General features: G+C 68.7%; 14 protein-coding genes. 11 read left to right on the top strand and 3 right to left on the bottom strand.

Annotated features, from left to right (window positions below):
- Positions 1-1,182 carry a mannose-1-phosphate guanylyltransferase gene (locus tag ACIQ51_RS03310; RefSeq protein ID WP_396203582.1) on the top strand — a complete coding sequence of 394 codons (1,182 nt, stop codon included), beginning with the start codon at positions 1-3 and terminating at the stop codon, positions 1,180-1,182.
- Between the two features lie 31 nt (positions 1,183-1,213).
- Here the strand turns inward: ACIQ51_RS03310 and ACIQ51_RS03305 are convergent, their stop codons facing one another.
- Positions 1,214-2,005: an enoyl-CoA hydratase/isomerase family protein gene (locus ACIQ51_RS03305; protein ID WP_396203581.1), complete on the bottom strand. Its 792-nt coding sequence runs from the start codon at positions 2,003-2,005 to the stop codon at positions 1,214-1,216.
- 185 nt (positions 2,006-2,190) lie between these two features.
- Here ACIQ51_RS03305 and ACIQ51_RS03300 point away from each other — a divergent pair, with 185 nt between their 5' ends.
- Positions 2,191-2,679, top strand: a complete 489-nt coding sequence (locus ACIQ51_RS03300) for a hypothetical protein (protein ID WP_396203580.1) — start codon at positions 2,191-2,193, stop codon at positions 2,677-2,679.
- On the opposite strand, the gene ACIQ51_RS03295 is transcribed toward ACIQ51_RS03300, so the two are convergent.
- Positions 2,627-3,217 (bottom strand): 2'-5' RNA ligase family protein, encoded by a 591-nt coding sequence (locus ACIQ51_RS03295; RefSeq protein WP_396203579.1) that lies wholly within the window; start codon positions 3,215-3,217, stop codon positions 2,627-2,629. The two genes, ACIQ51_RS03300 and ACIQ51_RS03295, sit on opposite strands and share 53 nt — an antisense overlap.
- 53 nt (positions 3,218-3,270) lie before the next feature.
- Here ACIQ51_RS03295 and ACIQ51_RS03290 point away from each other — a divergent pair, with 53 nt between their 5' ends.
- The 5 genes from ACIQ51_RS03290 to ACIQ51_RS03270 all read left to right on the top strand — a co-directional run bounded on the left by ACIQ51_RS03290 (position 3,271) and on the right by ACIQ51_RS03270 (position 7,396).
- On the top strand, positions 3,271-3,540 hold the full coding sequence (locus ACIQ51_RS03290) for a hypothetical protein (protein ID WP_396203578.1): 270 nt from the start codon (positions 3,271-3,273) through the stop codon (positions 3,538-3,540).
- A 55-nt stretch (positions 3,541-3,595) separates the two neighbouring features.
- The gene (locus tag ACIQ51_RS03285) at positions 3,596-4,663 is read left to right on the top strand and encodes an L-threonylcarbamoyladenylate synthase (RefSeq protein WP_396203577.1); all 1,068 of its coding nucleotides are present in this window, start codon (positions 3,596-3,598) and stop codon (positions 4,661-4,663) included.
- Positions 4,664-4,677: 14 nt separating this feature from the next.
- Complete coding sequence (locus ACIQ51_RS03280; protein ID WP_396203576.1) at positions 4,678-5,592, top strand: enoyl-[acyl-carrier-protein] reductase; 915 nt, start codon at positions 4,678-4,680, stop codon at positions 5,590-5,592.
- Positions 5,593-5,678: 86 nt separating this feature from the next.
- The gene (locus ACIQ51_RS03275; protein WP_396203575.1) at positions 5,679-6,143 is read left to right on the top strand and encodes a hypothetical protein; all 465 of its coding nucleotides are present in this window, start codon (positions 5,679-5,681) and stop codon (positions 6,141-6,143) included.
- 8 nt (positions 6,144-6,151) lie between these two features.
- Entirely contained in the window at positions 6,152-7,396 is a 1,245-nt protein-coding gene (locus tag ACIQ51_RS03270) for an MFS transporter (RefSeq protein WP_396203574.1), read from the top strand.
- Between the two features lie 107 nt (positions 7,397-7,503).
- Here the strand turns inward: ACIQ51_RS03270 and ACIQ51_RS03265 are convergent, their stop codons facing one another.
- Entirely contained in the window at positions 7,504-10,731 is a 3,228-nt protein-coding gene (locus ACIQ51_RS03265) for a WD40/YVTN/BNR-like repeat-containing protein (protein WP_396203573.1), read from the bottom strand.
- A gap of 203 nt (positions 10,732-10,934) precedes the next feature.
- On the opposite strand from ACIQ51_RS03265, the gene ACIQ51_RS03260 reads away from it, so the two are divergent.
- The 4 genes from ACIQ51_RS03260 (at position 10,935) to ACIQ51_RS03245 (ending at position 14,420) form a co-directional block, all read left to right on the top strand.
- Positions 10,935-11,804, top strand: a complete 870-nt coding sequence (locus ACIQ51_RS03260; protein WP_396203572.1) for an SPFH domain-containing protein — start codon at positions 10,935-10,937, stop codon at positions 11,802-11,804.
- Between the two features lie 12 nt (positions 11,805-11,816).
- Complete coding sequence (locus tag ACIQ51_RS03255) at positions 11,817-12,032, top strand: hypothetical protein (RefSeq protein ID WP_396203571.1); 216 nt, start codon at positions 11,817-11,819, stop codon at positions 12,030-12,032.
- Between the two features lie 38 nt (positions 12,033-12,070).
- Complete coding sequence (locus tag ACIQ51_RS03250) at positions 12,071-13,678, top strand: alpha/beta hydrolase family protein (RefSeq protein ID WP_396203570.1); 1,608 nt, start codon at positions 12,071-12,073, stop codon at positions 13,676-13,678.
- Positions 13,679-13,757: 79 nt separating this feature from the next.
- Positions 13,758-14,420, top strand: a complete 663-nt coding sequence (locus ACIQ51_RS03245; RefSeq protein ID WP_396203569.1) for a hypothetical protein — start codon at positions 13,758-13,760, stop codon at positions 14,418-14,420.
- Positions 14,421-14,525 lie beyond the last annotated feature (105 nt).

The raw sequence follows: 14,525 nt of genomic DNA, 5'->3' as shown, positions 1-14,525 counted from the left end.
ATGTCCGAGACCCGTGTCGTCAGTCCGAACGCCCCGACCTCCGTCACGGCCGATCTGGCCATTTCGGCAGGCACGCTCGAGGAGGTTGAGCTGGAGGCGCTGCTGGAGACCGGCACCGCCATGTGGGCCGTGGTCTTTGCCGGCGGTATCGGCACGCGCTTCTGGCCGCTCAGCACCCCACGGCGCCCCAAGCAGGTACTGGCGCTGGTGAATGAGCGGCCGCTGATCGCCGACACGGTGGCGCGCCTGTCGCCGCTGGTGCCCCCGGAGCGCGTGCTGGTGGTCACCAGCGCCGACATTGCCGACACGCTGCACGCGGCGATTCCCGAGGTGCCGCAGGCCAACATGCTTGTTGAACCGCGCCCGCTGGGCACCGCCGCCGCACTGGCCTGGGGGGCACAGGAAGTGGCACGCCGCGCCGGCCCCGACACGGTGTTCGTGGCGCTGCACGCCGACCTCGCCGTGGGCTACCCCGACGTGTTGCGCGACTCCCTGCGCCGCGCCGCCGCGATCGCGGCAACCGAGCCGTACCTCGTGGCCCTTGGCGCCCGCCCCACGCGCGCCGAGCGGGGGTTCGGCTATCTGCAGCCGGGCGCACCCCTCAATCCGCTGCAGTCACGCGCCGAGGGTGGCGCCTGCCGCGTGGAGCATTTCGTGGAGAAGCCCGGCACGGCGCTCGCCGACGTGCTGATCGACAAAGGCGCACTCTGGAACACGGGCATCTTCGTGTGGCGCGCGCGCGTGGTGCTCGAGGAACTCGCCACGCACACGCACGAAGTGGCGCACGGGCTGCCCACGCTGGCCGCGGGGGCGATGGACCAGTTCGCGGAGCTGGTGACGAGCGTGTCGATCGACCGCGGCCTGCTGGAGCGTGCGCGGACGGTGGTGGTGCTGCCGGTCGACATGGCGTGGGACGACGTGGGCACGTGGGCCTCGCTGCGCCGCGTGCGCGAACTCGACGACACCGGCAACGGCGTGATGGGCCAGGTGCACTGCGTGGACTGCTCGGGCAATGTCATCCACGCCGATGGCGGCTGCGTGGTCGCCTACGGCATCAGCGGCATGATCGTGGTGAGCATCGACGGCCTCACGTTCGTGACCACACAGGATCGCGCGACCGAACTGGGGCCGCTGCTGAACGCGCTGCCCGGAAGCCTACGCTTCAACCCGGGTCGCCACTGACCGCCGCGCGAGACGTGCGTCGCCCGCCGCCCTACTCGCCGCGAAACACCGGCATCCGTTTTTCGCGAAAGCTGGTCATCGCTTCCCGCACATCCCGACTCGCGAAGCAGGTCTTGATGTGCGTGAGCTCCTCGCGCAACTGCTGGTCGAGCGACGCATCGCTGCTCCCCAGCACGAGGCGCTTGGTGAGCGCATAGGCGATCGGCGGGCCAGACGCCAGCGCGTGCGCGTAATCGGCCACTCGACCGGCGAAGAACTCGGCCGGCCACACCGCGTTCACCAAACCGATGCGCTCCGCTTCCTCAGCATTCACCTCGCGACCGGTGAGCAGGATGTCCATGGCGCGCGCTTGGCCAATCAGGCGTGGCAGCAACCACGTGACGCCGGCGTCGGGTGACAGGCCGCGACGCACGTAGCCCGCCGTGCAGGTGGCCGTGTGCGCCATGACCCGCAGGTCGCAGGCGAGCGCCAGACCGAACCCCGCGCCGGCCGCGGGGCCGTGCATCGCGGCAATCACCGGTTTCTCACACTGCGTGAGCGCATGCACCCAGGCGCCCACCCAGCGATACGGATCGAGCTGCTCGGTGCGCGTCGTCGCCGCCAGCGCCGGCTCGGTGAGGTCGAGCCCCGCGCAGAAGCCGCGGCCCGCGCCCGCAATCACCACCACGCGCACCACATCATCGCGCGCGGCCTCCCGCACCGCATGCGGCAACTCATCGGCGAGCGCGGGATTGACGGCATTGAGGCGATCAGGACGATCGAGCGTGATCGTGCGCACACCGGCGGCGGTCGTCTCGATCAACAAGTGCGAATAGGTGGTCATGCGCGTGCTCCCGGCCCGTATGGCCTGCGTCAAGCGAAGGGCGCCGGTGGTTCGCAATCACGAATTCACCGCGACTCCCTCACGAATCAATCATCTGCCCCCCACTACCACCAGCACGGGTCGGCTCGCTAGATCACGGGAACTCCCTGCACCGTTCGTATCGCCCCGCCCGACCCATCTCCCCCATGGCTGCTTCCCGCTCCACCGCCGCTGCTGCCGCTGCCGACGATTCGTCGGTGGCCGCACTGACGCCACTCGACTGCTGCGATGCCCTCGCGCGCACAGCAGCCGAAACGTGCCGGCAGCATGAGCGTCTCGCGCGCCTGATGGATCTCGGCGTGGCCACCACCGAACTCGGCGCTGCGCATGCCATGGTCGACACGATCGACCTCGCGCTCGCCGAAGTCGTGCGCGACTTCGAGCGGATCTGCGCCACGGCGCAGATCACCGATCAGGCCGACCTGCGCATGGCCGCCAACAGCATGTGGCTCGCCGCCCGCGAATACCTGCGGCGGCACAGCATCGCGGAGCGGGCCTCGCGGCAGATCGCGCAGCGTGATGCCGATACCCTCGGGGATTTGCAGATGGAGTACGAACTCGAGGCCTCGGCGCTGCTCGGCCTCAAGCAGGCGATGGCCGCGTACCAGAAGCTTCGCCCCGAAACGCGCGGTTGATCTCCACCCCCGAACCGAGCTCGAGCGTGAACAGCAACGTGCTCGGTTGCGGATCGCGAGTGAGGTAGACCTGGAGCCGCTCGATCACCGCCGGCGCGGTGACGCGCATGGCGAGCAACTCGCGTTCGGTCTTCGGCGTGAGCGTGGGATAGAAGCTCAGCGTGCAATGCGGCGAGAACAGGAAGCGGGATCGCTTGAAGGGCAGCCCGCTGCGCGCCAACCGTTCGTGGAGCGTGCGCAACGGCCCGTTCGGGTCGAGCGGCAGCGAGATGATCTCGGTCTGCATGAAGCGGTGCGGCGCGAGAAACGGCAGCGACATCGGTTCGGTACTCGCCGCGATCGGGGCGAGTGCCTCGCGGATGCGCTCGAGCGGTGTGTCGGTGGGAATGGCGCCCACCCCTGATGATCCGACCAGCGTCACATGCGGCGGCGTGAGCCGTGCGAGCTTGGGATCGTATTGCTGCTGAATGGTGCGCACGACCGCACCGGCTTCGCCGGGCAACTCAGCGAGCACGAAAATTCCGAACGAAGCAGCCATACCGGCAATCTAGCCACCTCACGAAGCGCGGGGCGAGGTGATACGTTTGCCGTATGGGACAAGCCATGGTCGTCATCCGCGACTACGTGAACGAAATGGAAGCGCTCGTGGCACGAAGCGTGCTCGAGGCCCACGAAATTCCCGCCGTGCTGTTGTTCGATGATGCGGGCGGCATGCTCCCCGCCATGCGCATGCTGTATCCGGTGCGTTTGGCCGTGCGCGAAGCCGATGCCTCGCACGCGATCGGCATCCTCGACGCCCCATTCGAAGGCGACGCATCGGCGATGCTCGATCACCCGTTCGACGACACACTCGACCCCTGAGGCATCACACGCGAGCGCCGGCGCCATTCCGGGCGCCGTCCCGCTAGATTGCGGGATGTCCGTCGTCCCGGTCGATTCCGCACATCCCGATGTCACCATCATCGCGCGCGCGGCCCAACGGCTGCGGGCGGGCGACCTCGTCGCGTTTCCCACGGAAACGGTCTACGGCCTTGGCGCCAATGCGCTCGATGAGGCGGCCGTGCGGAAGATCTACGCGGCCAAGGGACGGCCGGCCTGGAACCCCGTGATCGCCCACGTGCCCGACGTGGATGCCGCGCGGGCGCTCGCGCGGGCGTGGCCCGTCGCCGCGCAATGCCTGGCGGAGCACTTCTGGCCGGGACCGCTCACACTGGTCGTCCCCAAGGCGGCGCACGTACCGGACGTCATCACGGCCGGACTCGACGCCGTGGCGCTGCGCGTGCCGGATCATCCCGTCGCGCTCGCGCTGTTGCGTGCCGCCCAGGTGCCCGTCGCCGCCCCCAGCGCCAACCGCTTTACGCAGGTCAGCCCCACGACGGCGGCGCATGTCGTCCACTCCCTCGGTGATCGCGCCCCCTTCGTGCTCGACGGCGGCCCCTGCGCCGTGGGGATCGAGAGCACCGTGGTGGACTGCACCGGCGCCGAGGTGGTGATCCTGCGCCCGGGGATGTTGGGACGGGCCGCGCTGGAGTCGGCACTCGCGGGCACGGGCGTGGTGGTCACCGACGCACCGCCCCGTGCCGTGGCGCACGACGCCGTCCCCGAGAGCGCCCCCCGCTCGCCGGGTATGACCGATCGCCACTACGCGCCCCGTGGAGACGTGTGGTTGTTCGACGGCGGAGCGCCGCAGGAGCTGCTGGAGGCGCTGGCCACGCGGCAGCGAGCCACCCCCGTGGCGGTGGCAGCCCGGCCGGTACACGCCCTCGTGCGCAGCGGCACCCTGCAGGCCACGTTGGGAGCCCTCGACCTGCCCGGCCTGCACGTCGTCCCCATGCCCGACGACCCGGCGCCCTACGCCCGTGCACTCTATGCGGCGCTGCACGAGGCCGATCGCGCCGACGCCGCCCTGGTGCTGATCGAGGCACCGGCGGCCGACCCGACGTGGGACGGTGTGCGTGATCGGCTCACGCGCGCGGCCCGGTAGGCTATGTTTCGGGCATGCTACCCATCGACCTGACCGGCAAACGCGCCCTCGTGGCGGGTGTCGCCGATGACAACGGCTTTGGCTGGGCCATCGCCAAGGCGTTCGCCGAGGCAGGAGCCAGCGTGTGTGTCGCCACATGGCCGCCGGCGCTCAACATCTTCCTGAACCTGTTTGAGCGCGGGAAGCTCGAGGAGAGCCGTCAGATGCCCGACGGCTCCCAGCTCACCTTCGATCGGATTTATCCGCTCGATGCGATGTTCGACACCTTCGACGATGTTCCGGAAGACGTGCGCGAGAACAAGCGCTACAAGGACCTCGGCGATTACTCGATCAACGGCCTCGCCGAACGGCTCGTCGCCGACTTCGGTGCGCAGCCGGTCGACATCGTCTTCCACTCGCTGGCCAATGGCCCGGAAGTGAAGAAGCCGCTGCTCGAAGTGAGCCGGACTGGCTACCTCGCCGCCTCGAGTGCGAGCGCCTATTCCCTCGTGTCGATGGTGCAGCGCTTCGGCCCGATCATGCGTCCCGGCGGGTCCTTCTGCTCGCTCACGTACATGGCGAGCGAGAAGGCGGTGCCGGGCTACGGTGGCGGGATGTCGTCGGCCAAGGCGCAGCTCGAGAGCGACACGCGTCTGCTGTCATTCGAAGCCGGTCGGAAGTGGGGCCACCGGGTGAACACCATCTCGGCCGGTCCCTACGCCTCGCGTGCCGCGAGCGCCATCGGCATCATCGAGAACATGGTGAAGTACTGCACCGCCAACTCACCGATCGCCGAAGAGCTGTCGGCGCGCGAAGTGGGGACCACGGCGGCGTTCCTCTGCAGCCCGCTGGCCAGCGGCATCACCGGCTCCACGGTGTACGTGGACAAGGGCTACCATGCCATGGGCATGGCCGTCGCGCCGCCGGATGCCGACCGCACCCCGCGGTAACCCTGCCCCATCCGTCGCGGCGCGCTGACCGTGGCGGACACGCCGTCCCCGACCACGCACGTGCACGGCACACCGGTGGCGCCGCGATGATGAACTGGATCCTGCTGGTCATGGCCGGTATCGCCGCCGCCGTCGTGGCGATCGTGGTGGGCGGTCTCGTCACGCCCGCCCGGTTCCGGGTGCACCGCCGCATCGCACTCCGCGCCGCACCGCCGCACGTGCTCCGCGCGCTGCACGAGTCCACGGCGTGGCCCGTGTGGACGGAACGTGCGCTCAACGTCTCGGTGTGCACTGCCCCGCTCGATACGTATCGTCTCGTGATCACCGGCGACGATGGCCAGCCGGTTGGATCCTTCGCGTTTGCGGTGCGAAGCGAGGAGACTGGCACGGTGGTGGACTGCACCGAGGAGGGCGTGATGCGCGACCCGCTGCGACGTTTTCTGCGCACACATGTGATTGGTCTGGGGGGCAACGCGGAAGCGGCGCTGCGCAGCTTGGCCGAACAGCTGGACGAGTTCGACCGGGCGCCCATCGTCACCAGTGTCCCGTAGCATTGACGATGCGACCTTCCGCTAACGGCGTACCGGACGACGAGGCGCCGGATCGCTGGCGCATGCTGCTTCTGGTGGCCTGCGCGGAATTGCTGGGGATGAGCGTGTGGTTCGCGGGAAGCGCGGTGGCCCCCGAGCTGCAACAGCGCTGGTCACTTTCGAGCGCGCAGGTGGGGTGGCTCACCACCGCCGTGCAGCTGGGATTCGTGGGGGGCACGGCGCTGTCGGCGCTGCTCAACCTGGCCGATATCGTGGCCGCGCGGCGACTGTTTGCGGTGTCGGCGCTGCTGGCGGCGGCGATCAATCTGCTGCTGCCGGTGGTGCCGTCGTTTTCGCAGGCGCTGATCACGCGCGCGCTGTGCGGCGCGGCGCTCGCGGGGGTGTACCCGCCGGCGATGAAGATGGCCGCCACCTGGTTCCGCGCGCGGCGCGGCATGGCGGTTGGGGCGGTGGTCGGCGCGTTGACCGTGGGCAAGGCGGGGCCGTATCTCGCCTACGTGGTCCCCGGCGTCACGCTCTCGGGGGTGGTGGCCGTGACGAGCGGCGCCACGGCGCTCGCGGCCGCGCTGGTGTGGCTGGGCTATCGCGACGGCCCGTATGCCTTTCCCTCGCGCCGCTTTTCATGGCAGCTGATCACCACCGTCACGAGGACCCGTCGCTGGCGGCTGGCCATGGGTGGCTACCTCGGACACATGGCGGAGCTGTACTCGTACTGGACGTGGATTCCGGCGTTCCTGCTGGCGAGTGCGGCGGCGCATGGCGACATGGCGCATGGCGACATGGCGCATGGCGACATGGGCCAGCATCCGGAGCGGACAGTAGCAAGGGTGAGTGCGCTGTCGTTCGCGGTGATCGCGGTGGGCGGCGCCGGCTGCCTGTGGGGTGGCGTGGTGGCCGACCGCATCGGGCGCGAACGGCTGGTGGTGATCGCCATGGCCATCAGCGGCGCCTGCGGGGCGCTGATCGGGTTCGCGTTCGGCGGGAGTTGGTGGATCCTCGCGCCCCTCGCGCTGGTGTGGGGCTTCTTCGTGATCGCCGACAGCGCGCAGTTCTCGGTGCTGGTCACCGAGAGCGTGCCGCCCCACGCGGTGGGTACGGCGCTCACGATGCAGACGTCGCTGGGGTTCCTGCTCACCACGATCACCATCCAGCTGGTGCCGTGGATGCAGGCGCGCGCGGGGTGGGCGTGGGCGTTTGCGCTGCTCTCACTGGGGCCGATGGCGGGCATCGTCGCGATCCGGCGGTTGCGGTAACGGCCGCGCAACGGCGTGCCGCCCGATCGCTCCCGGGGACATGACGACGTCCCCGGCCAAGACGGAATGTCTCGACCGGGGACGTGTGCGATCGACCTTCGCGACGATCAGCCGCGCGGCGGCGGGGCGTCGGCGGGCTTCACCTCGAGGGCGGGGTGCCCGTGCTTCTTCAGGATCGCATCGATCGGCGGAATGAGTTCCTTGTACGCCTTGCGCAGTTCCACGAGGTAGCCCTCGAGCTCCTTCGTGAGCGTATCGAACACCACCGCCGACTGCCGCGTGGGACGGGCTTCGGTGCTCCCCACCACGCCGGCGAGCGCCGCGATCTGGTTGTTGACCTTGATCGGGAAGTTGAGCGGGTCCTGCCCCGACTGGTTCTTCACCTGATAGATCTCCGCTTCCATCGCGCTGATCTTGGCGTCGAGCGCCTGCACGAGCTGCGCGTACGTCGCCGAATCGGCGGCCACCTGCGTCATGCGCGCCTTGGCCTGATTGCGCACGTTGCGCACGGTGCGCACCGCGTCGTTGGCGTCGGTGGTGCGGTCGCGGATCTGCATGAGCAGCTTGTACTGCGCCACGAGATCGAGCGGCGTGGCCTCGCTGCGCGGATCCTTCTTCACCAGCAGCTTCGCGTCACCGGCCGGCGCCCCATCCACCAGCAGACGCACCGTGTAGGTGCCCGGCAGCACCAGCGGGCCGGTGGTCACGCCCGCCCACAGGATCATCCCCGGGAAGGTCGTGGCGTCGGCTTCGCGCAGATTCCACGAGAAGGTGTTCATCCCCACGGCGTTGGTGGGGGGACGGTCACCCGCCACGGCGCGACGGCCTGCACCACCCGCTGCGGGCGCGGCCTCGTCGCTCGAGAACGACCGCACCGTGCGCCCGGTGCTGTCACGGAATTCGATCGTGACTTTGTTGGCCTTGTCCTTGAGCCAGTAGTACACGATCGCGCCGTTGGGCGGGTTCTGCCCCACCGGGCTCGATGACTGGCCGATCTGGAAACCGCCGCCCCAGTTGATGCGGTACGACGGACGCGGCGTGAAGAGATGCGCCTTCTTCGCCAGCGTGGTGGCCGACAGCTGACGCAGCACGCCGATGTCGTCGATCACGAAGAACGAGCGACCGTGCGTGGCGGCGATCAGATCGCCTTCCTTGATCGCGAGATCGTGCACCGGCACGATCGGCAGGTTGCGCTTGAGCGAGAACCAGGTGGCGCCATCATCAAGCGAGGCCCACACGCCACGCTCGGTGCCGGCGAAGAGCAGACCGGGGCGCGTATCGTCTTCGCGGATCACACGCGTGAACTCCGTGCGCGTGATGCCGTTGTCGATGCGCGTCCACGTCTTGCCGAAGTCGGTCGTCTTGAAGAGGTACGGCTCGTTGTCGTCCATCTGGAAACGATTCGCCGCCACGTATGCCGTGCCCGCATTGAAATGGCTCGGATCGATGATCGATACACGCGCCCACTCCCGTTCCTTGAGCAGCGGCGGCGTCACGTTGGTCCAGGTGGCGCCACCGTTGCGCGTCACGTGCACGAGGCCGTCGTCGGTGCCCGCCCAGATGGTGCCCTTCGCCACCGGTGATTCGGCGATCGCGAACGCGGTGCCGTACGTCTCCACGCCCGTCTGGTCCTTGGTGATGGGGCCGCCCGACGGACCGAGGGTGCGCGGATCGTTGCGTGACAGGTCGGGAGAGATGGCGGTGTAGCTGTCGCCTTCGTTGGTGGTCTTGAACACCACGTTGGAGCCCACGTACAACGTGCGCGGATCGTGCGGGCTCACGACAACGGGGAAGGTCCACTGCATGCGATACTTCGCATCCTTCGCGTCATGCCCCATGGGATTGAGCGGCCACGGATTCACGTCGCGCTCGAGCCCGGTGCGCATGTCCTTGCGCGTGAGGAAGCCGCCGTAGCTGCCGGCGAAGACGATGTCGGGGTTGTTGGGGAGCGCCGCAATGAAGCCCGACTCGCCGCCACCGGCATCCTTCCACATATCGATCGTGATGCCACCGCGCGCGCGCGAGGGACCGCAGAGCGTGCTGTTGTCCTGCTGCGCGCCGCAGATCTGGTACGGGAAGTGGTTCGTGGTGGTCACGTGGTAGAACTGCGCCGTGTTGAAGTCCTGCGCCGTCCACGTCTTGCCGGTATCGGTGCTCACGCTGGCGCCACCGTCGTCCCCTTCGATCATACGGCTCGGATCATCGGGAGCGATCCACAGATCGTGCGAGTCGCCGTGCGGCGGATTGAGGTTGCTCCACGTCTTGCCCGCATCCTTCGACACCTGGAACTGCACGTTCGACGCGTACACCACGTCCGGGTTCTTCGGATCGGCGTAGATCTTGGAGTAGTACCACGCGCGCTGGCGCAGCTTGCGCTCGTCGTTCACGCGCTGCCACGTGGCGCCGGCGTCGTCGGAGCGGTACACACCGCCCTGGTCCGCTTCGATCAGCGCGTACACGCGGCGCGGATTGGCCGCACTCACGGTGATGCCGATGTTGCCCCACAGGCCGCTGGGGAGGCCGGCGTTCTTCGTGAGCTCCGTCCACGTGTCACCGCCGTCGGTGCTCTTGAACAGCCCCGAGCCCGTGCCGCCCGAGACGAGCATCCACGGCGTGCGATGCGCCTGCCAGAAGCCGGCATACAGCACGCTGGGGTTGGTGGGATCCATCACCAGATCGGCGGCGCCAGTCGAGTCGTCGCGGAAGAGGATCTTCGCCCAGGTCTTGCCACCGTCCTTCGAGCGGAACACGCCGCGCTCAGCGTTGGGACCCCACACGTGCCCCTGCGCCGCCACGTAGACGAGGTCGGGGTTGGTGGGGTGCACGCGCACCTTCGAGATCTGGCGCGTGTCATTCAACCCGATGTTCGCCCACGTCTTGCCGCCGTCGGTGGTCTTCCACATGCCATCGCCGTGCGACACGTTGCCGCGGATGGCGAACTCGCCGCCGCCCACGTAGACGATGTCGGGATTGCTGGGCGACACCGCAATGCCACCGATGGTGCCGCCGAAGTACTTGTCGGTCATCGGCACCCACGTGTCGCCACCGTCGGTGGTCTTGAAGACCCCGCTGCCGACGGTGCCCATCCAGTATTCCTTGGGGCGGGCGGCCGATCCGGCCACAGCCACCGAACGGCCGCCACGATAGGGGCCAACTTCACGCCAGCGCACAGCCGACAGCGCGGCGCTGTCGAACCCGGCCGCCAACGGCGCGATCGCCGGGGCAGCGGCGCGGGCAGCCGGGCGAGCCACCGTCCGGGCCGGCTGGGCCGCGAGCGTGGCAAAAGGAGCAAGCGCGCCGACGAGCAACGCCAGGCGCGGGGTGGAACGACTCACGACGTACCTCCGAAATGAATGGAGCAGGGGCGGATGGTGGCGACTATGGCCTGCGTGTGTGACGCTGGCAAGCGGGGAAACGCTGGGCGGTCAGAGCATCTGGGCCGGCGCCCTGCCGCCCCCGCTCCATGAAACCCACCCCCCCTCCCGTATGCGCTACCAAAATGATATCACTTCAAGACCACCCACACCGAGTCCCCACAATGCTCCGCGAAACCCGCGTCCGCCCCGCCCCCGGCCTCATCGTCGCCGTCCTCCTGACCGCCGGCCTGCTGGCCGGCCTCTACGGCTTCTACCTGGGGGCCCGGGCCAACGACTTCGGCCTCGCCATCCCCAGCATCCTGATCGGCGGCCTCCTCGGCCTCGGCCTGCCCGGGCTCTTCACCGTGCAGCCCAACGAGGGCAAGGTCCTGACCCTGTTCGGCAACTACAAGGGCACCGTGCGCGAGCCGGGGCTCTGGTGGGTGAACCCGTTCATGCAGAAGACCGGCGTGTCGCTCCGCGTGCGCAACTTCGAGACGAACAAACTCAAGGTGAACGACGCCCGCTCCAACCCCGTCGAGATCGGGGCCATCGTGGTGTGGAAGGTGACCGACACCGCCGAGGCGCTCTTCGAGGTCAATGACTACGTGCAGTATGTGGCGGTGCAGAGTGAGTCGGCGCTGCGGGCGCTGGCCAGCGAGCATCCCTACGACGCCCACGGCACGCACGAGATCGCGCTCAGCACGCATCAGGAAGAGGTCAACCGCGGGCTGATGCAGGCGCTCGTGGACCGGTTGGCCACAGCGGGGGTGGAGGTGATCGAAGCACGCATCAGTCACCTCGCCTACTCCCCGGAGATCGCCGCGGCGATGCTGCAGCGTCAGCAGGCCAGCGCCATCGTGGCCGCGCGACAGACCATCGTGGAAGGGGCCGTGGGGATGGTCGAGCTGGCGCTCGCCTCCCTCAAGGATCGCGACATCGTCGATCTCGACGCCGAACGCAAGGCGGCGATGGTGAGCAACCTGCTCGTGGTGCTCTGTTCGGAGCGCTCCACGCAGCCGGTCGTGAATGCCGGCTCCCTCTACACCTGACGGCGCCCGTTCGTGGCTGAACGCAAATCGTTCCTGCTGCGCATCGATCGCGAGGTCCACGACGCCGTGAGTCGTTGGGCCGAAGACGATCTGCGCAGCCTGAATGGCCACATCGAGTTTCTGCTGCGGCGCGCGCTTCGCGAGGCGGGGCGCGCGCCGAAGCCGGGCATGAGCGCCTTCGCGCCCCCCCTCACGCCACCCCGTGAAGACGACGGGGACGAAACCTGAACCACCGCCGCTGGCGGTGCGTACACAAGGATCCGGACATGCTGCATCTCGTATTCGCACGATCGCGCCGCGCCGGTCGGATCGTTACGGCCGTCGTTGTCGCCCTGCTGCTCGCCGGCATCGTGGCGCGCGTGGCCGGCGCCCAGCAGGGGCCGATCACCTTCGTCTATCTCCGCGGCACCGACACACTGGCCACGGAAACCGTCACCCCCGGCAACGACGTCGTGAAGGGCGTGCTGCAGTACACGGGGCAGCCGCGCCTCGAGTGGGAGCAGCTGCGCACACCGCTCCGTCTCACGCTCAGCGTCTTCGCCGCCGGAAGCGCCGCGGATGCCGCGCCCCTGCAGGCGGCCAGCTTCGTCCCGCGCGGTGATTCGATGGCGATCGAACTGGGGATGCGCGGCGCCATGCGCCCGCAGGTGGTGCCCGCACGCGCGGGGGCCGTGGCGCTCATCAACAACTCGCTGCTGCACTCCGCGCTGCTCACCGTCGTGGCGCGCGAGCGTTCGGGTGAGCGTGGTCGCACCACCCTGCCGGTGTTTCTCACGCAGGGTGGACAGCTGATGGACGCCACCGTCAGCATGAGTGGCGACACCACGCGGATGACCATGGGCGGGCTCGATATGCTTACCATCTGGCGCGACGGCGTCCCCATCGAGGTGCGCGTGCCCGCGCAGAACCTGCGGGCTGTGCGGGCGGCAGGCGCCGTATCCCTGCCGCCGGCCACGCCGGTGAGCTACGAGGCGCCCGCCGATGCGCCGTACACCAGCGAGTCGGTGAGCATCGTCACCCCGCGCGGCTACACGCTCGCCGGGACGTTCACGAAGCCGAAGGGGGCCACGGGCAAAGGACCGGTGCTCGTCACCATCAGCGGCAGTGGCCCCCAGGATCGCGATTCACGTCTCCCGGGCATCACGAACTACGCCATCTTCCGCGACCTCGCCGACACCCTCGGCCGCCGCGGCATCGCCGTGTTGCGCTACGACGACCGCGGCGTGGGGCAGAGCGGCGGCAAAGCCTCCCGCGACAGCGCCACCAGTGAGGACTTCGCCGACGACGTGTTGAGCGTGGTGACCTTCCTCCGGAACCGGCCCGACGTGGACGGCGATCGGATCGCACTCGCAGGGCACAGCGAGGGGGGACTCATCGCCCCGATCGCCGCCGTGAAAGACCCACGCATCAAGGCGATCGCCTTGCTTGCGGGTCCGGCCATCGACGGCCGGAAGGTGCTTGTGTACCAGAACGAAAATGGCATCAAGGCGGCGCCAGTCACGGAATCCCAGCGCGACTCGCTCCGGCGCACCATCCCCGCAGCGCTCGACTCCTTGCAGCGCACCAACCGCTGGATGCGCTACTTCATGACCACTGACCCGCTCGTGATGGCGAAGAGCGTGAAGCAACCCGTGTTGATCCTGCAGGGTGACACCGATATGCAGGTCACCCCCGAACAGGCCGATCAACTTGCCACGGCCCTGCGCACCGCCGGCAACCGCGCGGTCACGGTGCAACACTTCCCCGCGACCAATCATCTCTTCCTCGAAGACGCGAGCGGATCGCCCACGGGATATCAGTCACTCACGAATACCCGCGTGCGTAAGGACGTACGCGGCGCACTGGCCGAATGGGCGGTCCGGATTCTCCGATAGGCGGATGACGAGCGCCTCGGAGGTCCGCACCCTGCGTCCCGCTATTGCGCCTGGGCCCTCGGCATCGCTTCGTATGCCCATGCTCCGCTGCGTCCTCCTGCTCGCGTCGCTCCTCGCACCGCTGCGCGCCCACGCGCAGGGCATACCAGCGGTGCCTGCGAAGAGCGACACCCTCGCCGCCGTGTATGTGTACATCCAGGCCGGCGATACGGTCGCCTTCGAGGCGGTTCGTCAGGATTCGGCGGTCCTTCGCGGCGTGTTCGTACAGCCGGACCGGCCACGCGTAAACTGGGACCACCTGCTCGCGGACGGCGCCCCCGCGCTGCTCACCATCAGCATCTACCCGCCCAATGCGCCCGGCGACGTGGTCCCGCTGCAGGAGACCGACATCCTCAGCGTGGGCGACAGCATGCTCGTCACCACGCGGACCTGGAACGGGACGCAGCATCAGCGGGTGAGCAGCGCCAAGGGAGCCGTCCCGTTGCTTGCGCGCTCGGTGCTGCACACGGCTATCCTGGCGTGGTACGCACAGCAGGCGAAGCGTGACACCCTTCCCGTGTACGTGACCGGCTCCGGCCGCACGGTGCCCGTGGTAGCCGAAGTCCGAGGTGACACGATCCTGCTCAGCGTCGACGGACTGGAAATCATCTCCACGTGGAGCGATGGCAGGCTGGTCGAGGTGCAGGTGCCATCGCAGGCGCTCCGGGTGGTCCGCGTCATGTCCCTGCCTCCGAGCCGCTGACGGCGCTGGTGGCGCGGATGCCAGCACCGCAGGGAATCCGTGCGTAAACCTAGGGCGTGCGCCGGAAGCGATGGCGCCCCTATGCTGCCGCGAAACACCTCGGCT

Source organism: Gemmatimonas sp. (assembly GCF_044344655.1).
In the GTDB taxonomy this organism is placed as follows: domain Bacteria; phylum Gemmatimonadota; class Gemmatimonadetes; order Gemmatimonadales; family Gemmatimonadaceae; genus Gemmatimonas.
Note: the sequence above shows the minus strand (reverse complement) of the source record. Positions and strands in the feature narration are given on the sequence as shown.

Coding starts and splice junctions, on each gene's coding strand:
- ACIQ51_RS03280 (WP_396203576.1), top strand. CDS start 4,678: ATGCTACCCATCGACCTGACCGGCAAACGCGCCCTCGTGGCGGGTGTC.
- ACIQ51_RS03305 (WP_396203581.1), bottom strand. CDS start 2,005: ATGACCACCTATTCGCACTTGTTGATCGAGACGACCGCCGCCGGTGTG.
- ACIQ51_RS03270 (WP_396203574.1), top strand. CDS start 6,152: ATGCGACCTTCCGCTAACGGCGTACCGGACGACGAGGCGCCGGATCGC.
- ACIQ51_RS03300 (WP_396203580.1), top strand. CDS start 2,191: ATGGCTGCTTCCCGCTCCACCGCCGCTGCTGCCGCTGCCGACGATTCG.
- ACIQ51_RS03250 (WP_396203570.1), top strand. CDS start 12,071: ATGCTGCATCTCGTATTCGCACGATCGCGCCGCGCCGGTCGGATCGTT.
- ACIQ51_RS03295 (WP_396203579.1), bottom strand. CDS start 3,217: ATGGCTGCTTCGTTCGGAATTTTCGTGCTCGCTGAGTTGCCCGGCGAA.
- ACIQ51_RS03275 (WP_396203575.1), top strand. CDS start 5,679: ATGATGAACTGGATCCTGCTGGTCATGGCCGGTATCGCCGCCGCCGTC.
- ACIQ51_RS03290 (WP_396203578.1), top strand. CDS start 3,271: ATGGGACAAGCCATGGTCGTCATCCGCGACTACGTGAACGAAATGGAA.
- ACIQ51_RS03310 (WP_396203582.1), top strand. CDS start 1: ATGTCCGAGACCCGTGTCGTCAGTCCGAACGCCCCGACCTCCGTCACG.
- ACIQ51_RS03285 (WP_396203577.1), top strand. CDS start 3,596: ATGTCCGTCGTCCCGGTCGATTCCGCACATCCCGATGTCACCATCATC.
- ACIQ51_RS03245 (WP_396203569.1), top strand. CDS start 13,758: ATGCTCCGCTGCGTCCTCCTGCTCGCGTCGCTCCTCGCACCGCTGCGC.
- ACIQ51_RS03260 (WP_396203572.1), top strand. CDS start 10,935: ATGCTCCGCGAAACCCGCGTCCGCCCCGCCCCCGGCCTCATCGTCGCC.